The sequence below is a fragment of the Methylibium petroleiphilum PM1 genome (assembly GCF_000015725.1).
Classification (GTDB): domain Bacteria; phylum Pseudomonadota; class Gammaproteobacteria; order Burkholderiales; family Burkholderiaceae_C; genus Methylibium; species Methylibium petroleiphilum.
Genome location: NC_008825.1, coordinates 2068622 through 2086251 on the forward strand (window position 1 = coordinate 2068622; position 17630 = coordinate 2086251).

22 protein-coding genes and 1 tRNA gene are annotated in these 17630 nt (G+C 65.2%); 14 read left to right on the forward strand and 9 right to left on the reverse strand.

What is annotated here, in order from left to right:
* The first annotated feature begins 1 nt into the window (after nt 1).
* From MPE_RS09710 to MPE_RS24855, 3 genes are all read left to right on the forward strand, one after another.
* Nucleotides 2–358 (forward strand): DUF2237 family protein, encoded by a 357-nt coding sequence (locus tag MPE_RS09710; protein ID WP_011829523.1) that lies wholly within the window; start codon nt 2–4, stop codon nt 356–358.
* Nucleotides 359–515: 157 nt separating this feature from the next.
* Nucleotides 516–917, forward strand: a complete 402-nt coding sequence (locus tag MPE_RS09715; RefSeq protein ID WP_011829524.1) for a hypothetical protein — start codon at nt 516–518, stop codon at nt 915–917.
* Between the two features lie 260 nt (nt 918–1177).
* Nucleotides 1178–1312, forward strand: a complete 135-nt coding sequence (locus MPE_RS24855; RefSeq protein WP_259372571.1) for a hypothetical protein — start codon at nt 1178–1180, stop codon at nt 1310–1312.
* Nucleotides 1313–1358: 46 nt separating this feature from the next.
* Here the strand turns inward: MPE_RS24855 and MPE_RS09725 are convergent, their stop codons facing one another.
* Nucleotides 1359–1709, reverse strand: a complete 351-nt coding sequence (locus MPE_RS09725) for a hypothetical protein (protein WP_148210922.1) — start codon at nt 1707–1709, stop codon at nt 1359–1361.
* An 82-nt stretch (nt 1710–1791) separates the two neighbouring features.
* On the opposite strand from MPE_RS09725, the gene MPE_RS24980 reads away from it, so the two are divergent.
* Nucleotides 1792–2658, forward strand: a complete 867-nt coding sequence (locus MPE_RS24980) for a zinc-binding dehydrogenase (protein ID WP_049820794.1) — start codon at nt 1792–1794, stop codon at nt 2656–2658.
* Nucleotides 2659–2744: 86 nt separating this feature from the next.
* Here MPE_RS24980 and MPE_RS09735 read toward each other — a convergent pair whose 3' ends face one another.
* Nucleotides 2745–2927, reverse strand: coding sequence for a hypothetical protein (locus MPE_RS09735; RefSeq protein WP_041929628.1), 183 nt, complete (start codon nt 2925–2927; stop codon nt 2745–2747).
* 156 nt (nt 2928–3083) lie between these two features.
* Here MPE_RS09735 and MPE_RS23950 point away from each other — a divergent pair, with 156 nt between their 5' ends.
* From MPE_RS23950 to MPE_RS23955, 5 genes are all read left to right on the forward strand, one after another.
* Nucleotides 3084–3281, forward strand: coding sequence for a hypothetical protein (locus tag MPE_RS23950; protein WP_011829528.1), 198 nt, complete (start codon nt 3084–3086; stop codon nt 3279–3281).
* Nucleotides 3282–3304: 23 nt separating this feature from the next.
* A complete protein-coding gene (locus tag MPE_RS09745) occupies nt 3305–4225 on the forward strand; it encodes an SOS response-associated peptidase family protein (protein ID WP_011829529.1) in 921 nt (306 codons plus the stop codon).
* A gap of 97 nt (nt 4226–4322) precedes the next feature.
* Nucleotides 4323–4502: a hypothetical protein gene (locus tag MPE_RS09750; RefSeq protein WP_011829530.1), complete on the forward strand. Its 180-nt coding sequence runs from the start codon at nt 4323–4325 to the stop codon at nt 4500–4502.
* Between the two features lies 1 nt (nt 4503).
* Nucleotides 4504–4830, forward strand: a complete 327-nt coding sequence (locus tag MPE_RS09755; protein WP_011829531.1) for a hypothetical protein — start codon at nt 4504–4506, stop codon at nt 4828–4830.
* Nucleotides 4831–5050: 220 nt separating this feature from the next.
* Nucleotides 5051–5722, forward strand: coding sequence for a sce7726 family protein (locus tag MPE_RS23955; RefSeq protein WP_011829532.1), 672 nt, complete (start codon nt 5051–5053; stop codon nt 5720–5722).
* Between the two features lies 1 nt (nt 5723).
* Here the strand turns inward: MPE_RS23955 and MPE_RS23280 are convergent, their stop codons facing one another.
* The 6 genes from MPE_RS23280 to MPE_RS09780 all read right to left on the reverse strand — a co-directional run bounded on the left by MPE_RS23280 (nt 5724) and on the right by MPE_RS09780 (nt 10743).
* Nucleotides 5724–6803, reverse strand: coding sequence for a beta family protein (locus MPE_RS23280; RefSeq protein WP_011829533.1), 1080 nt, complete (start codon nt 6801–6803; stop codon nt 5724–5726).
* Nucleotides 6800–7162, reverse strand: a complete 363-nt coding sequence (locus tag MPE_RS23960; RefSeq protein ID WP_148210923.1) for a hypothetical protein — start codon at nt 7160–7162, stop codon at nt 6800–6802. The genes MPE_RS23280 and MPE_RS23960 overlap by 4 nt, the downstream gene beginning before the upstream one ends.
* A gap of 174 nt (nt 7163–7336) precedes the next feature.
* Nucleotides 7337–7427 (reverse strand) — tRNA-Ser (locus MPE_RS09765).
* Nucleotides 7428–7511: 84 nt separating this feature from the next.
* The gene (locus tag MPE_RS09770; RefSeq protein WP_011829535.1) at nt 7512–8639 is read right to left on the reverse strand and encodes a branched-chain amino acid ABC transporter substrate-binding protein; all 1128 of its coding nucleotides are present in this window, start codon (nt 8637–8639) and stop codon (nt 7512–7514) included.
* Between the two features lie 192 nt (nt 8640–8831).
* Nucleotides 8832–9266 (reverse strand): DNA polymerase III subunit chi, encoded by a 435-nt coding sequence (locus MPE_RS09775; RefSeq protein WP_011829536.1) that lies wholly within the window; start codon nt 9264–9266, stop codon nt 8832–8834.
* Nucleotides 9267–9288: 22 nt separating this feature from the next.
* Nucleotides 9289–10743 carry a leucyl aminopeptidase gene (locus MPE_RS09780; protein WP_011829537.1) on the reverse strand — a complete coding sequence of 485 codons (1455 nt, stop codon included), beginning with the start codon at nt 10741–10743 and terminating at the stop codon, nt 9289–9291.
* A gap of 26 nt (nt 10744–10769) precedes the next feature.
* Between MPE_RS09780 and lptF the strand changes: the two genes are divergently transcribed.
* The 5 genes from lptF (at nt 10770) to MPE_RS09805 (ending at nt 15623) form a co-directional block, all read left to right on the forward strand.
* Nucleotides 10770–11861 (forward strand): LPS export ABC transporter permease LptF, encoded by a 1092-nt coding sequence (gene lptF / locus MPE_RS09785; protein ID WP_011829538.1) that lies wholly within the window; start codon nt 10770–10772, stop codon nt 11859–11861.
* A gap of 9 nt (nt 11862–11870) precedes the next feature.
* Nucleotides 11871–12992, forward strand: a complete 1122-nt coding sequence (lptG, locus tag MPE_RS09790; protein ID WP_011829539.1) for an LPS export ABC transporter permease LptG — start codon at nt 11871–11873, stop codon at nt 12990–12992.
* A gap of 11 nt (nt 12993–13003) precedes the next feature.
* Entirely contained in the window at nt 13004–13387 is a 384-nt protein-coding gene (locus tag MPE_RS09795; RefSeq protein WP_011829540.1) for a sirohydrochlorin chelatase, read from the forward strand.
* Between the two features lie 68 nt (nt 13388–13455).
* Entirely contained in the window at nt 13456–14409 is a 954-nt protein-coding gene (locus MPE_RS09800; RefSeq protein WP_011829541.1) for a CysB family HTH-type transcriptional regulator, read from the forward strand.
* An 11-nt stretch (nt 14410–14420) separates the two neighbouring features.
* Nucleotides 14421–15623 carry a pyridoxal phosphate-dependent aminotransferase gene (locus MPE_RS09805; RefSeq protein WP_011829542.1) on the forward strand — a complete coding sequence of 401 codons (1203 nt, stop codon included), beginning with the start codon at nt 14421–14423 and terminating at the stop codon, nt 15621–15623.
* A gap of 21 nt (nt 15624–15644) precedes the next feature.
* Here MPE_RS09805 and MPE_RS09810 read toward each other — a convergent pair whose 3' ends face one another.
* Nucleotides 15645–17618, reverse strand: coding sequence for a type IV pilus assembly protein FimV (locus MPE_RS09810; protein WP_148210924.1), 1974 nt, complete (start codon nt 17616–17618; stop codon nt 15645–15647).
* Between the last annotated feature and the right edge of the window lie 12 nt (nt 17619–17630).

The following is a 17630-nucleotide window of genomic DNA, read 5'->3' on the forward strand; positions in this document are numbered from 1 at the left end:
CATGGCCCTAAACGTGCTCGGCGAGACGCTGCGCGCCTGCTCCTACGATCCGCTGACCGGCTACTTCCGAGACGGCTGCTGCAGCACCTCGGCCGAGGATCTCGGCACGCACGTGATCTGCACCCGGGTCACTGCCGCTTTCCTTGCCTTCTCGCGCGAGCGCGGCAACGACCTCGTCACACCGCGGCCGGAGTGGCGTTTTGCCGGCCTGAAACCAGGCGACCGCTGGTGCCTGTGCGCCCTGCGCTGGAAGGAGGCGCTCGAAGCGGGTGCGGCGCCGCCGGTCGTTCTGGACAGCACGCACGAGCGCGCCCTGGCCTACGTCTCGCTGGAGCAGTTGCAGTCCCACGCGTTGTGAGGGCCGGAGCGCGGACCACCCCTGCACGTAGGCGCATTCCGACAAGCGCCCTGCCCGACGGCCGACGGCTGGCGCTGACCCGCGCCGGCAGGAAAGACCGGGCACGCTGGTTACGCTTTTGCCCATGTCAACGACCACGTGGGAAAGGACCCTGCGTATGCAAGAAGAAAACAATCTGCAGCCGCTGCAACTGCAAATCGCGGCCCTCCGGGCGGCCGAACCTGCCGCCGACGGGGCGGCCATCCTGTTGAAAGCGGACGCCCTGCTTGCCGGCGAGCGCCGCAGTCTGGCCATCGCCATCATGCGGGACCTTGCCCCGCTGGTCGCCGTGACCTTGCTGGCCAAGGCAGCCGAAGCCGGAACCGTGCCTGGCGAAGCAAACGCTCCTCCCGTGCCGCCGGCACTCGAGTGTCTGGGCATTGGCGCGGTGGCTGCGCAGGACCCGACGCGCGTGCGATTGCACTTGCAGTTCGACAACGGCCTGATGCTGCCGGCTGAAATGTCCAAGGAGGCCGCACGCGCCTTGATTCGTGGGCTCGAATCGGAACTGAAGAGCTGACGCTCCTCTCCCCCATCGGAGCCACCCCCCTATCGGGACGCGCCCATGGCAAGGATCGCCGAAGCTTCGGCACCGCGGTGATGTCCGCTTTCCCGGGAGCTTCAATGTCCCTGTCTCATGCAAATTCGCGACCGTTCGGCGCGAGTGACGTGCCTCCTGCGAGCCCGACTGCCGGCAGCAGCGAGAGCGAAACGGAATCCTCGGGTTGGCTCGCTTCGTCGTTCGACCTGAAGTTGGGACTCGATGTCTGCGAGCGCCCCTTGGACAGCCTCCCCAGCGACCAACTGGAGGCGCTGATCCAGCAGGCCGTCAACCGCGAGCAGACGGCCGCTCGCGTGAACAGGGTTTACGCGGACCAGCGCCGCAACCAGCGGCGCCGCGAAGACCGCAGCTGAAGCGCGCTACGGTCTCGCAAGTTCGCATGGACGTCCGCCTTACGGCTCAGCGCGTCTGCTTCTTGAAGGCATCCTGCAACTCACCGGGCAGGGTGTCGATCGGGTGCTCGATCACGGTGAGGCCACTGCGCAACTCGAACGTCGAATCGATCCAGTCGCCTTCATCGCCCTGCTCGGGCTCGCTCAGATCGAGATCGACCGCCAGCGAATTCAGTGGCCGGATCGGCTTGGCAGGAGGCGGAGGCCGGCGTGGCGGCCCGGAACTGTACGCAGCCATCTGGTTGCACCCATGGGGAGTGTGCGTAAACCGAAGCTTAACGCCGTTGGGCCGGATCGCACAGCCGCTTGCGCCGCAGAGCAGGAAGACAGGCTGCCCGAATGGGTCGAACGCAGTCATTCACCCTGCGTAGTAGAATCTTCGCAGGGAGTCCTCCACTCATCCGCGGATTAGGCGCACGGGGTTCTCCACATTGAACGCGATGGCCATCGGGACGGCCGGCTACACCGCGATGCTGTGCGTGCTGGCGCTCGAACAGCACGGTGTGCGCCCGGACCGCGGGCCCGTCCTGGTCACCGGTGCAGCCGGTGGCGTGGGGACGATCGCCATCGCGGTGCTCGCCAAGCTGGGCTTCGATGTGACGGCCTCCACCGGCCGGCTCGAGGAAGCGGCCTTCCTGCAGAAACTCGGCGCGAGCCAGGTCATCGACCGCGCCACGCTGGCCAGCGCCGGTGAGATGCTGGGTGAAGAAAAATGGGCCGGCGCGATCGACACGGTCGGCAGCGCGACCCTCGCCAATGTGTGCGCAGCCACCCGGTACCGCGGCACGGTCACCGCCTGCGGGTTGGCCCAGGGCCTGGACTTTCCCACCTCCGTGCTGCCGTTCATCCTGCGCAACATCACGCTGTGCGGGATCGACTCGGTGATGGCCCCCTACGAATTGCGCGCCGAGGCCTGGCAACGTCTGGCCCGCGACCTCGACGTGAAGAAGCTCGATGCCGTGACCCAGGTGCTCGGCCTGGACCAAGCGATTGCGACGGCCAACGACGTGCTGTCAGGCAACCCACCTACACAAGAGGTGAATCAGTGGCTACTAAACAGGATACCCCCAAGAACAGCGCCGACATCGCGACCGATTCCGAGTCGCCGATCGATCGAATCGAGCGCCTTACGCAACAGCTCGACACCCTGCTGTGTAGCTTCACAGGAGAAGGATGGGAATGTTTCAGCGGCTGGAGCGGCGAGATGCAGCACGAACTGCTCTGGACCGCGTCAAGCATGGCGAGAGACCTGCGGCTTGCGATCCAAACGAATCACATTCGGGTGCCAGTTCTATCAGCTTGCGTAGGGCCGAACGTCCGCTTGGCCAGTGCACCGTGTGATTCGGTTTTGCACGACTATCGGCGACAGAAACACTACCTAGCGGCTCTGTCGTCATTGCATCTGCCTTGACCGCATGATCACGGCGGGATGGATCCGATAGCAGAACGCGCCGATCAACGCGACCACCGTCCCGATACTGCTTCCCGCGCCGTAGCGCCATAACACTCCCATGACAAAGATGAGCGCTCCATAGCGGGTCAGCATTCGTAGCGAGCCCTTCGGTTGATGCAGCATGGCGATGTTTTTGTGTTCCTCACCGAACAGTGCACCCCAAAAATTAACGCTGCATTAAGGGGCTCGGCTTCGTCCTTCTTTCGGCGGCCGGTTGTCCTACTTCTCTGGCGCTTCCGATGCGTGAGGATGATGGGTCATCAACAGAGCAGGTGCACCATGACCGATCCCCGCGATATTGCGCACGACAAGAAGCTGCGACAAGAAAAGAAGAAGCACGGCGAGGAAATTGCGCCGGGTGCGGACAAGACGCCGCAACTGGGCAAGAAGACGCACAAGGAACACCATGCGTCGGATACGCCCAAGGTGCCCGACGAGGCGGCGCCAGCACCGACGGGCGAAAAGCTGCGGGAGTAGTCATCGCTCGCTACGATGCGCCCATGTGCTTCTCTGCCCAGCTCGTAGACGCCTACCGTCAGCACTGCCGCCGCTGGGGCGCCTTCATCTCCTTGGAGGAGTTCAAGGATTTGTATGGGCCTGCGTTCAGCGATAGACGCAAGGTCCCCAAGATGATCGACCAGTTTTTCGCCGATCCTCAGACCGACGACGAGCGGGCCATCAAGACACTGATCGACCAGCGCAACGCCGAGCTGGCCACCGAGCACGAGCAGGAGCTGTTCAAGCAGCGCACGAGGCTGGCCGACGCCGAACGCAAGCTCGCGGTCAAAGAGACCAAGGCCGCCGCCGAGAGCAAGCGCATTGCAACGGACAAGGTCGAGGCGCTGAAGCGCAAGCTCGATGACTTGCGCCGCACCGAGCCCAAGGATCGCGATGCGCGGATCTTCCCCGGCATCTACGCGCCGGTGATCGTCAGCGAGGGCGGCAAGCTCGTGGTGAAGCCGATGCGCTACCAGTGCCGCCCAGCCGGCAAGCCGGCGTTCTACGACATCAAGTACCCGGGCACGTACAACGCCCGCAGGGACAACCTCGAAGGCTTCTGGAAGGGCCAGTTCGGCCACACCCACGGGCTCATGATCGTCAAGACCTTCTACGAGAACGTCGACCGCGACGGCAAGAACGTGGTGCTGCAGTTCACCCCCGACGACCGGGAGCCGATGCTGGTGGCGTGCCTGTGGTCACGGTGGACCGGAAAGGACGAACCGGATCTGCTGAGCTTCGCCGCGATCACCGACGACCCACCGCCCGAGGTGGCCGCTGCGGGGCACGACCGCTGCATCGTGCAGATCAAGCCCGAGAACGTTGCGGCCTGGCTCAATCCTGACCCGAGGAATCTGGCGGCCAGCTACGCGATCCTCGATGACCGACCGCGGCCCTACTACGAGCATCGCTTGGCTGCTTGAGTCCTCAGGGTGAAAACCCAGCGGCCGTGTCGACATGTCCGCAAGCGTCCGATGAAGTGCAATACTGTATGTTCATACAGTGTTTGGGGGCAGCATCATGGACGCACAGGAATGGCAGCGTGGCTTCGCCGCGCGCCTGCAGAACCAATGGCCGACGATCCCGATCGACGAGCTGCTCGACGCGGCTGGCGATCTCTGGTGCGATGAGCACTGGCGGGCCATGTCGCCCGAGGAAGCTGCGGTGCGATGGCTGAAGCTGGGCGTGCTGGCGGACTGAGATGTGCCCTCGACCAGCGTTCGAGTCAGTCGGCGGCAAAGAGACCTTCAGCTGCACCGCCTGCGAGTCCACCAGGTGCACGCGTGTCGCGGTCAAGCGGCCCGACGGCCGAAGCTACGAGACCGAGTTCGTGTCGTGCTATTGGTGCGGCGTGATGTACCACCACGCCGGGGCCGTGCCGGTGTTCGATCCGAGGTCGGCCACGCCGCGCTTCCACGCTGGCCAACTTGGTAGCGGTGAACCCCACGGCATCAGCGCAGAGGCCTACGCGAAGATCAAGGAGGCGGCAGAGCGAGCTAACAAGTCGAAGGGTCGGCGGCACCGATGAAGGCCATCCCGGTTCGACCCCGGGTCGAGGCACACGCCGGGCTTGAGGTCTACAAGGGAAAATCTGTCGAAGTATGTGAATCGCAAAACCCATATGCAGCGAACAGGCGACGAACTACTTCATATCGGCAGACTCAGTTGTGAGATGGGCCACAAATGTGGAAAATCGCAGATGGGAGAGCGGCTCCGTACGCAAAAGAGAGCGTGTAGCTGAGCAAAAAATGACAGAAGCAGAGATCCGCGACAGGCTTATCAAAGAGTTGGCATTGTCGCCGGCCGGTCTCGGTGCGACCTTCATTCCTGAGCTGTTCGTTGACGGATTTTCGCGACGCGCCGACCTCGTTATGGCGAACGGCAAACTCAGCGTTTTTGAGATTAAGAGCCCGCGCGATTCTCTCGATCGACTTGATGGTCAAGTTGAGAGCTACTGCAAGTTCTTCGAGCAGGTAACCGTGGTTTGTGCGCCAAAGCACCTAGCGGGTGTGATGGCGCGCGCCCCAGAAACTGTTGGCGTCTGGACCATCAACGATGACGGAAGTCAGATAGTTCGAAAAGCAAAGTGCAGCTCACCTACTTCGAAAGCGAACTGGCTAAGTTTCTTGCCGGTCTTAGAGCTTCGAAGATTTCTGAGGGCGCAGGGTGGCCGCGCGCTTGGCTCGCGAGCAGATCTTGTCGAACAAGCGTCGCGGCAGAGCGTGAGCGTCATTCGCGCAAGCGTCCTTTGCTACTTGAAGCGCAGGCACGAGCACATCCTTGCCCTTAAGCAGAAGCAGCGTGCGTCAACACGACATGTCGCCAAAGCTGAGCCGAGCCAAGCCGAAAGGCTCGCCGAGTACATCTCAAAAAGCGGGCTCAGAGATGCGGCACCAATTCCTCGCCAGCGAGCAATTTAGTTCATTCCTCCGTATCTTCTTCAGCGTCGAGTCCAGCACCCAACTTAGCCGAGAAGTCGATCTGTCGCGCAAGGTGGATGTTCACTCGAACGGATATCCAAGAACTAGGTGCTTTGCCGTGCGGGGTGCCCCCGGCCGCCTGCCGAATCATGTCTTCCCCCCAGATGTCTCGTGACCCAATCTCAGCATCCGTAGCAAGGACAGCCTGAGCTGCGGACACATAACCTGCGGTTGCGTCAACGCCACTTCTGCGCTCGAAGTACCAATCCAGTTGTCGAGGGTAGTCCACTCTTGGTACCCAACGCATAACTTGTGCATCGTCATAAACAACGGAATGCACAGAGCCATGGTCACCATATGCAGCGACTGGGCTTCCACCAATTCTGGCGTGAAGATCTCTCTCTAAGATGTCGATAGATCCTCTTTGCTGCTGTTGGTCTCGCCCGGCAAATGACAGCGTCGATGATGGAAAACTTGTAGACAAAACAACAATCATCAATTCCGGATACTCAATCCGCAATTGATTGATTGAAGCAATTGTTGCAGTCGCATAGGCAGATAGAGCGCTTCGAATGTACTGGCAGTCGATGAACACAATCGCATTTCGTGGGTTGTCAAGCGCACTCAACGCATTAACCACCATCGCGGTTTCCGCAGAGAATTCTTTGATTCTGAACGCCACTTTTCCAACAGCGCGCTCTATCTCTTGCGCCTGCTTGGTCACATCACGGACTCGCGCGCCTGAAACAATCTGAACTACTGGTATCGCTCGTGGATATTGAGCAGTGAACCTCCGCCATGCTTCAAAAGCCCCGACTGGATTCCTTAGCGCCAGTTGCTGATCTGCTAGGTGATTGCCGTCGGTTGTCAGATCGAGAAAGTAGGGCAAATCTGGCATTGCCGCTGCCGCCCTCTCTGCTGATTTGACGAAGTCAATCGCCTTCGGCCAGCGGCCAAGCGTTAGCAACGGCACGATTTGGCGCTTGCGGTAAGGATCCAACATTTCTAGACCCTTCAACTCCGCCTGCCTCGTACGCAGCGTCGGGTAGTACGAATAGCCATCAAAAGAAATGTTTATCACATTGCCTCCCCATCCTCGTGCGGCTGCACGGTCATCGCGCGCGGTGTGGCAACTCGCCCCATTTGCAAAGAAGCCAGATAGTCCAGTGTTGCGTTTCGAGATGACATTTCACGCTTGAGCCCTTCGAGCTCAACGGTTAGTCGTCCAATCAGTTCGCCATCAGCGCGAGCAACGTGAAATGCTTTTACCAGCATCAGCCCGTAGATGATCGCTGCAAACCAACCTGACCCAAGTAACGCGTACTCGTACCAAGACGCATCATTTTTCACAAGGAAGACCAAACCAATCAAGGCCGGAATCAGCCCAGCAAGGCCATACACATGGTTAAGCATCGCGCCCCTGTCAACGGCCTTGGTCATCTCACCTCCCCCTTGCTGCATGCGATTCGAGCGCCTACTTGCGGCGCCCACAGAACCGCACCTGCGGATTGACTTGTGCTCAGATGGTGCTGGACCGCAGCGGTATCCACAACATGGGATCAAACGTGGGTAGAAAGCAAAACGGGCCGCAAAGGCCCGTGTTTCCTAGCTATCTGGCGGAGAGAGCGGGATTCGAACCCGCGGAGGGCTGTTAACCCTCACACGCTTTCCAGGCGTGCGACTTAAACCGCTCATCCATCTCTCCGGAGCGACGGATTGTAGCCACGCGCCGGAACAAAAAAGGCGCCTCTCGCGAGGCGCCTTCTTCATCAAGGACGCGCTGGCGTCATCAGTTCAGCGGGACCTTCTTGCCGTCCTTGTAGACGTACAGGGTCATCGCCGGGTTCTTCAGTTCACCATCGCTCTCGAAGGCCACCTTCGCGGTCACGCCGGTGTAGTTGGTTTCGAACAGCTTCGGGCCGTAGACCTTGGGGTCGGCCGAGTTGGCGCGCTTCATGGCGTCGACCAGCACGAATACCGCGTCGTAGACGTAGGGCGAGTAGACCTGGAACTGGCCGGGATACTTCGCGTCGTACTTGGCCTTCCAGGCGGTACCGCCGGGCATCTTCTCGAGCGAGGAGCCGCCTTCGGCGCAGACCACGTTGCCCAGCGTCTTGGCGCCGGCCGACAGGTCGGCGAGCTTGGCGGTGCACACGCCGTCGCCGCCGAAGAACTTGACGTTCGACAGGCCGAGTTGCTCCATCTGGCGCAGCATCGGGCCGGCTTGCGGGTCCATGCCGCCGTAGAACACGCCATCCGGACCCTTCGACTTGATCGAGGTCAGGATCGCCATGAAATCGGTGGCCTTGTCGGTGGTGTACTGCTCATCGACGATCTGGATGCCCTTGGCCTGGGCAGTCTTCTTGAACACCTCGGCCACACCCTGCCCGTAGGCAGTGCGGTCATCGATGATCGCGACCTTCTTGAGCTTCAGGTTGTTGGCGGCGTGCAAAGCCAGGCCGGCGCCGAGCGCGTTGTCGTTGGCCAGGATGCGGAAAGCGGTCTTGAAGCCCTGCTGCGTGTACTTGGGGTTCGTGGCCGACGGGGTGATCTCAGGAATGCCGCAGTCGTTGTAGATCTTCGAGGCGGGAATGGTGGTGCCGGAGTTCAGGTGACCGACCACACCGTTGACCTTGGCATCGCACAGCTTGGTGGCGGCGGCCGTGCCCTGCTTCGGGTCGGCAGCGTCGTCTTCCGCAACCAGTTCGAACTTGACCTTCTTGCCACCGATCGTGATGTTCTGGGTGTTGAGTTCCTCGATCGCCATCCGGGCGCCGTTCTCGTTGTCCTTGCCGTAGTGGGCCTGGGCACCGGAGATGGGGGCGACGTGGCCGATCTTGATCACTTCCTGGGCCGAGACGGCGCCGGTCGCGAGCAGGGCCGTTGCAAGGGCGATGGCTTTGAGTTTGAGTTGCATGAAGAACCTCCGGGTTGGAAGAAAGATTGAAGAAAACGGGTCGTTCTCAACGGCCGAGACAATACTCCAAAACAGGCAGCACACCGCTCGGGAGACGCCCCGGGAAAACACCGTCGGCGCCGGTGCCGGCGGTCTGCACCTGAAGCTGGAACAGTAGCAAGCCGCAGACCACCCGCTTTGCAGGCGCCGAGATCAGCCGCGCACCTCGTGCGGGCGGATCTCGTAGCCGCGGCTCTCGAAGTAGCGCCAGCGCTGGCGGCCTGCGCGCCGCTCCTCGTCGTCTTTGCCGACGATCTCGAACAAGCGTTCGAAGCTCTCGAAACCAGCCGGCACCTCGGGTCCCAGGTTCACCAGCACCTCGTGATGAGGTGCGTCGGCTGCCCGGTCCAGCAGCCAGATCGGGGTCGGCGCCAGGCGCTCGGCCGGAGCCGCTCCTGCGCGCAGCCGGGCATGGGGCACGAACGCCAGCGGATCGTAAGTCCACAGCATCACGTCGAGCTGGGCGAGCCGCTCGCTCGACGACGCCGTGACGGCTACCCGGGCGCCCCGCTGGTAGGCCTTCGTCAGCAGGCGGCAGGCGTGCGCCAGCGGATCGGCTGCACCGTGGTGGAAGTTGATCTCCGTCAAGCGGGTTCCCCGCGCGCAGGCGTCAACGGGTGCGCGACAGCACGAAGTGCGTGAGCAGCGGCACCGGCCGGCCGGTCGCTCCCTTGGCGGCGCCGGATTTCCAGGCCGTGCCGGCGATGTCGAGGTGCGCCCAGCGGTACTTGGCTGTGAACTTCTTGAGGAACATCGCCGCGGTGATGGCCCCGCCGGCGCGGCCACCGACATTGCCCATGTCGGCGAAGTTGCTGCGCAGCGCTTCCTCGTACTCGTCGTCGAGCGGCATGCGCCAAGCCGGGTCGAGGCCGGCGCTGCCGGCGTCGAGCAGCGCATCGGCGAGCGCATCGTCGGCGCTGAACAGGCCGCTGCGGTGATGACCGAGCGCAATGACGCAGGCGCCGGTCAGCGTGGCGATGTCGATCACCACGGCCGGCTTGAAGCGCTCGGCGTAGGTCAGCGCGTCACACAGGATCAGGCGCCCCTCGGCGTCGGTGTTGAGCACCTCGATCGTCTGGCCCGACATCGAGGTCACCACGTCGCCCGGCTTGATGGCGCGCCCGCTGGGCATGTTCTCGCAGCTCGGGATGAGGCCCACCACATTGACCTGCGGCTGAAGTTCCGCGACAGCGCGGAAGCTGCCGAGCACGCTGGCGGCGCCACCCATGTCGTACTTCATCTCGTCCATTTCGGCCGCCGGCTTGATGGAAATGCCGCCGGTGTCGAAGGTGATGCCTTTGCCCACCAGCACCACCGGTGCATCGCTCCGCGACGCGCCGTCATAGCGCAGCACGATGAACTTCGGGGGCTCGTCGGAGCCCTGCGCCACGGCGAGGAAGGAGCCCATGCCGAGCTTCTCGCAGGCCTTGCGGTCGAGCACGTCGACCTTGATCCGCGGCAGCTTGGCGAGCTTGCGCGCCTCGGCCGCCAGGAAGCTCGGCGTGCAGTGGTTGCCGGGCCGGTTGGCGCACTCGCGCGCCAGCGCCACGCCAAGGGCGATCGCCGCGCCGCGCGACAGTCCGGTCTGCGCCGCCTTGGCTTCCGCCTTGTCGACCAGCAGGGTGATCTTCTGCAGCGCCGGCGCGGGGCTCGCGCTCGGCTTGGTGTGGCGGTAGCTGTAGGTGGCGTCGGACGCTGCCGCCGCGGCGGCCTCGGCATGGGAGTCCTCGATGGCGCCGCTTGCGGCCACTGCCAGGTGTTTCACACCCAGCGGCTTGATCAGGCCCAAGCCCGCGGCCACGGCGGACTTGAAGGCCTTGGGCCCGGCATCGCCGGCCACGGCGAACACCACGCGCGCCGCCTTCACGCCCAGCGGACGGTGCAGATAGAGCGTGCGACCGGCCTTGAAGGCCAGGTCGCCGGCCGCGATCGCATCGGACAGCACGCGATCCAGGGGATCGTCCAGGCCTTGCTGCTTCGGATCGCCGGCCACCACGATCAAGAGCGCATCGGCGCTGACCTTCGAAAGGCTGGAGGTCGACGTGGCGAGAATGCGAAAGTCCATAATGCGATCCGTTTGAAATCCAATTGATGTTATTCGATTCCACTCTGCGCCGAGACCTCGCCAGGAGCTTTGGCGCGACCCTGGTCGTGATCATGACCATCGTGATCACGATGTTCCTCATCCGCACGCTCGGCCAGGCGGCGGGTGGTTCGGTGGCCGCGCAGGATGTCGCGCTGCTGCTCGGCTACGTGGCCCTCGAGAACCTGCCCACCATCCTCAGCCTGTCGCTGTTCATCGCGGTGGTGACGACGCTCACGCGCATGTACCGCGACAGCGAGATGGTGATCTGGTTCGCCAGCGGTGTGGGCCTGCTGCGTTTCGTGCCGCCGGTGCTGCGGCTGACCGCACCGCTGCTGCTGCTGGTGGCGCTGCTGGCGCTGTTCGTCTGGCCCTGGGGCAACCGCCAGATCGCCGAGCTGAAAGACCGTTACCAGCGGCGCTCAGACGTGGCGCGCGTGGCGCCCGGGCAGTTCCAGAGCTCGGCCGACGGCAAGCGCACCTTCTTCATCGAGCGTGACACCGGCGAAGGCAACATCGCGCGCAACGTGTTCGTCCTGGAGCGCAAGCCCGACAGCGAGAGCGTGACCTCGGCCCGCACCGGGCGCATCGAGATGGACGGCGACCAGCGTTTCGTCGTGCTCGAAAGCGGCCAGCGCAACGATATCAACCTCGCCACCGGCGAGCGCAAGCTCGCCCAGTTCGACAGCTACCGCGTGCTGGCCGGCGAAGCCGTCAGCAGCGGCGCCGACAACCTGCCACCGAAGGCGCGCAGCACCTGGGATCTGCTCACGCAGCCGAGCAACCGGCACTTCGGCGAGCTCGCCTGGCGCATCGGCCTGGCCGTCGGTGGCATCAATCTCGTGTTGTTGGGCATCGGCCTGGCGGGCGGCAACCCGCGGCGTGCCGGCAGCTGGAACCTGCTGTTCGCGCTGCTCGCCTTCGTCGTCTATTTCAACCTGCTGAACCTCAGTCAGGCCTGGGTCGCCAGCGGCAAGCTCGAGATCGGCATCGTGCTGCTGCTCATCCACGGCGGCAGCTTCGTGCTGGCTGTTTCCTTGCTCTGGTGGCGCGAACGCGGCGCCTCGTTCGGACTGCGCCGCCGGCGCGCAAGCACCTAAGGCCTCGCCATGCGCACGGTCCGCCGTCTCCTGTATGCCGACGTCCTGGGCGCGGTGACCTTCGTCGCCGTGTCCTTCCTGTCGCTGTTCTTCTTCATCGACTTCGTGGAGGAGCTCGACGACATCGGCCGTGGCGCCTACCGCGTGCACCATGCGGCCCTGTACTGCCTGCTGGAGCTGCCGGGGCGCCTGTACGAACTGCTGCCGATCGCGGTGTTGATCGGCACCATCTACGCGATGGCCAGGCTGGCGCAGTCTTCAGAGTTCACCATTCTGCGCACCGGCGGGCTGGGTCCGGGCCGGGCCCTGTCGCTGCTCGCCAAGATCGGACTGGCGTTCGCGGTGCTGACCTTCGTGGTCGGCGACTACGTCGGCCCCTATTTCGATGCCAAGGCGCAGACGCTCCGTTCCACGCTGCGCGGCTCGGCCTCCGGCGGCGGCAACAACAGCGCCTGGCTGAAGGACCGCCGCGCCGCCGCGCCGGGGGAGCTGCCCGCCGGAGAGCGCATCGATTCGATCAACATCGGCAACGTCGGGCCCGACGGTCTGCTCGACGACGTGCGCATCTACGAGTTCAGCGAGGAAGGCCAGCTGCTGGCGCGTGTGGCCGCGGAGCATGCCGTGGTCGAAGACGGTGCCTGGCGCCTTAAAAAGGTGCGTCTCACGCGCTGGCATGCGGCGAGCGGCGACGGCCTGCCGGTCGACGAGCGGCGCGACGAGCTGCGTTGGCCGACCCGCTTGACGCCTTCGGTGGTTGGTGCGGCCGTCTCGCCGCTCAAGAGCATGTCGACCGTCGATCTCTACCGCTACATGAGCCATCTGTCCCAGAACGAGCAGGCCGCGCAGCGCCAGGAGATCCAGTTCTGGAAGAAGGCGCTGTACCCGCTGGCCTGCCTGGTGATGGTGGGCCTGGCCCTGCCGTTCGCCTACCTGCACGCGCGCGCCGGTGGCGTCAGCGTCAAGGTGTTCGGCGGCATCCTGCTGGGCATCAGCTTCGTGCTGCTGAACAACGTGTCGACCCACCTCGGGTTGCTGCGCGATTGGACGCCCTGGATCGCAGCCGCAGCACCCGGCGCTTTCTACCTGCTGCTGTCGATGGCTGCCTTCAGCTGGCTCGTGCGCTACCGGTGAGAGGGAACCGCATGCAGCAGCACGGCATCCTCCTGTTCGCCCACGGCGCCCGCGACCCCTTGTGGGCGCGGCCCTTCGAGGCGGTGGCGCGTCAGCTGCGGGAGCGCGCGCCGGATACACCGGTCGCGCTGGCCTACCTGGAGTTCATGAGCCCGGACCTGCGCGGCGCGGCCCATGCCCTGGCGGCGCAGGGCTGCTCGGCCGTGAGCGTGCTGCCGCTGTTCCTGGGCGCAGGAGGGCATGTGCGCAAGGACTTGCCGGCACTGCTGCACAGCGTGCGCGGCGAACTGCCGGCGGTGCGCTGGCAGCTCGCGCCCGCGATCGGAGAGATCGACTCGGTGGTCGCCGCGATGGCCGATGCCGCCTGGGCGCTGCTGCAACCGCAGGCCCGCTGAGAGCGTCACGCCGGTGGCACTGAGATAATTTCGTTTCACCCGCCTCGCGCAGCTGCGCGCACCGCCCGATGAACCTGCATCAGTTTCGTTTCGTCCAGGAAGCCGTGCGCCGCAATCTCAACCTGACCGAGACCGCGAAGGCCCTTCACACGTCCCAGCCCGGAATTTCCAAGGCCATCCTCGAGCTCGAGGGCGAGCTCGGCATCGACATCTTCGCGCGCCACGGCAAGCGGCTCAAGCGCATCACCGAGCCAGGCCAGCAGGTGCTCGCGGCCATCGAGATCATCATGCGCGAGGTCGGCAACCTCAAGCGCATCGGCGAGGAGTACAGCCAGCAGGATGCCGGCACCTTGTCGATCGCCACCACCCACACCCAGGCACGCTACGTGCTGCCTGGCCCGGTGGCTGCGCTGCGCAAGCGCCATCCCAAGGTGGCAATCAGCCTGCACCAGGGCACACCCGAGCAGGTGGCGCAGATGCTGATCGACGAGACCGCAGAGGTCGGGCTGGCGACCGAGTCGCTGAGCGATTTCGAGTCCCTGGTCACCCTGCCCTGCTACGACTGGCAGCACGTGGTGGTGCTGCCGCTGAACCATCCACTCGCGGCGCACGAACGGCTGACCCTGGAGCAACTGGCCCAGGAGCCGCTGATTTCCTACCACCCGTCCTTCACGGGCCGCACCCGCGTCGACCAGGCCTTCGCCACGCGCGGACTCAAGCCGAACGTCGTGCTGGAGGCGATCGACTCCGACGTCATCAAGACCTACGTCCGGCTCGGCCTGGGTGTGGGCATCGTGGCCGAGATGGCGGTGCGCGACGATCCCGCCTGTGCACCGGGCGGCGATCTCGTCACGCGTCCAGCCGGCCAGCTGTTCGGCAACAACGTCGCCCGACTCGCTTTCAAGCGCGGAGCCTACCTGCGCAACTTCGTCTACGGTTTTGCCGAGCTGCTGTCTGACCGGCTGACCCGCGATCTGATCACCCGCGCGTTGCAGGGCGACGCCGAAAGCTACGAACTGTGAAGCCAGCACCGATGAGCAGCGCCCACCTCCTGGCCCGCACGCCCGTGCCGCCCAGCCGCCTGCCGCGGGTGGGCACGACGATCTTCACCGTGATGTCCGCGCTGGCCCAGGAGCACGGCGCGGTCAACCTCGGCCAGGGCTTCCCGGACTTCGAGTGCGACCCGCGCCTGGTCGATGCCGTGACGCAGGCCATGCAGGCAGGCCACAACCAGTACCCGCCGATGGCCGGCGTGCCGGTGTTGCGCGAAGCAGTCGCCGCAAAGATCGCCGCGCTCTATGGTCACCGCTACGACCCCGGCAGCGAGATCACCATCACCGCTGGCGCGACCCAGGCCATCCTGACCGCGATCCTCGCGCTGGTGCATCCGGGCGACGAGGTGATCGTCCTTGAGCCCTGCTACGACAGCTATGCGCCAAACATCGAACTGGCCGGCGGCCGAGTACGGCGGGTGCCGCTGACGCCGGGCCGCTTCCGGCCGGACTTCGACCGTATCGCCGCGGCGCTCGGGCCGCGCACCCGCGCAATCCTCGTCAACACGCCGCACAACCCGAGCGCCACGGTGTGGACCGCCGGCGAGATGCAGCGCCTGGCCGATCTGCTGCGGCCCACCAACGTGATCGTCATCGCCGACGAGGTCTACGAGCACATGGTGTTCGACGGCCAAGCCCACCAGAGCGTGGCTCGCCATGCGGAGCTCGCCGCGCGCTCCGTCATCGTGTCGAGCTTCGGAAAGACCTTTCATGTGACCGGCTGGAAGGTGGGCTACGCCGCGGCCCCGGCCGAACTGATGGCGGAGTTCCGCAAGGTGCATCAATTCAATGTGTTCACCGTCAACACGCCGGTGCAGCACGCGCTGGCCGCCTACCTGGGCGACCCTCGCCCCTACCTGGACCTGCCGGATTTTTATGCACGCAAGCGCGACCGCTTCCGCGCCGGGCTCGCGGACACCGGCCTCGACCTGATGCCCAGCGAAGGCAGCTACTTCCAGTGCGTGGGTTATGGCGGCCTGGCCGCGCATCGGGCGCGCAGCGAAGCCGAGTTCTGCCGCTGGTTGACCACCGAGGCCGGCGTCGCGGCGATTCCGCTGTCGGCGTTCTACGACGCCGGATTCGAACAGCGGGTCGTGCGCTTCTGCTTTGCCAAGCGCGAAGGCACGCTGGATGCCGCGTTGCAGCGGCTGCGCACGGCGCTGTCCGCGCGATCTCCCGGCTGAGGGCGCCCGCAGGCGCGCAACTCAGCCGCGCGAACCGCCGTCCTGGCCTGTGCCGCCTTCGGCCGGCTTGGGCTCGAGGTCCTCGAGCGACAGATCGACCGCCAGCGGCTTCTGCACCTCCGGCTGGGCCTCGAGCGAGGTCGTCGCCAGCAGACGCTCGAAGACCGCGCTGGCCGGCGCATCGTCCGTGGGTTCGCCTGCGCCGATCGGCAGGAGCAGGTCGACGGCCCCGCCGGCCTCGAGCTCCGATCGATCGCGTGCGACCGAATACAGCAGCATCAGCTCGCGATAGGCCGGCAGGTCGAAGCTGTCGCTGCCCTCGGGATCGGCATTGCCATCGTCGGGGCGCAGCAGGCTGACCTGCAACACGTCCATCGCTCGCGACGGCGTCGACCACAGCGCCTGGAGCTGCTCGATGACGGCCGGGTAGTCTTCCAGCGTGCGTCCGCCCAGAAGGTCGGTCTCCCAGGCCGGGGCGTAGGCATTGAAGCGGCTGTTGAAGCGCTCGCGCAGCCGTTCGTAGTCGCTACGGTCACCGCGGCGCTTGTAGATTTCCAGCAGCTTCAGATAGGGCAGCGGACTGGTACCTGACGTGCTGCGCAGATGCCCCATCAGCAGATCGATCGCCGCAGCGTCCTGACCCAGGACGATGAAGAACTCGGCCTGTTGCTCGAGGTCGATCAGCTCCTCGACCGAAACCTCGCGCTTCTGCGCAGCGCTGAGCGGCCGCACCGCATTCAGCGGAGCAGGCTCCGACAGCGCGCCGGTCACCGACATGCTGCCGGCCCGCGTCGCGGCCAGCGTGTCGTCGAAACCGTCAATCTCGTTGGGCTTGCTGACCCAGGCCTTGAGCGTCGGCACCGGCGCGAAGGCGGCCGCCTCTGCCGTTGCGGCCGGCGCTCCCACGCCACCGCTCCGCGGCGCTTCCGCCGGCGTGGCCGCCTGCACCAGCCAGGCGTGCGACTGGCGCTCCTGGTTGCGTTGCCGCCAGAGCCAGATCACCACGCCGAGCAGAACCGCGAGGGCCGCCGCCAGACCGTAGACCAATGGGTTGCTGTAGCGATCGCTTTCCGCGCGCTGCAACCGCGCCTGCAGGCCGGCAATGGCCTGCTGGGTGGTTGCGGTCTCGAGGCGCAGCTTGTTCATCGCCGCCTCGAGTTCCTCGACTCTGACCCGGGCGGCCTCGGCCAGGGCTGCCGCACTGGCGGCGCTGGCCGCCTGCTCGGCGGCGGCCGCGCTGGCGGCCACCTCGGCGGGCGTTGGCGTCGCCGCGACCAGGGCGCCCGCCTCGAGAGGGGCGAGCTTCAAACGGGCGTTGTTGCCGGTCGCCGCGGGCCGGGCCGCACGCTGCGGCGCGGGGCGCGGCACAGCGATTGGGGCAGCGGCAGTGGCGGGCGCACGGCGTGGTGCGGCCGTGGTGGCACGGCTGCGCGCCGGCGTGCGCGGTGTGGCGGCACGCGGCATCGGCGCGGTATCCGGGGGCGCGGCTTCGGGGCGGCTCGCTGCGGAGGCCGCCGGCGCAGGTGGTGCCGACGGTGCAACGGCCGCAACTGGGGCGGCCACTTCGGCGGGGGCGATCAGCGGCGGGTCCGCGAACAGCGTGAAGCGGCGTGTGACCTTGGAGGCACATCCGACCGTGATCTGCACCGTCACGACCGGCTCGTCGACGCGCGTGGTGGTGGCAAGCCGCAGCACGCGCTCGGTTGCGCTGGGTTCGGCGGGTTCGAGCCGCAGCGAGGTGGTGCCGGGCTGCTGCAGGTTGTCGGAGAAATGGACTTCGCCATTGAGGCATTCGGGACGCAGATCCTCGCCCGCGTCGACCCGCAGCGGAATCTTCAGTTCCAGCGGCTGCCCGAGCGTCGTGGAGTCCGGCAATTTTCCGAAACCGACAGCCACGACACCCTGTGCCAACGCGCACAGGCTCACACCGATCAGTAGTTTTCGCGTGCTGAGATGCATAGCTCTTCTTTTGCCGACCGCGATGGACTCTAGCATGGAGCCGACCGG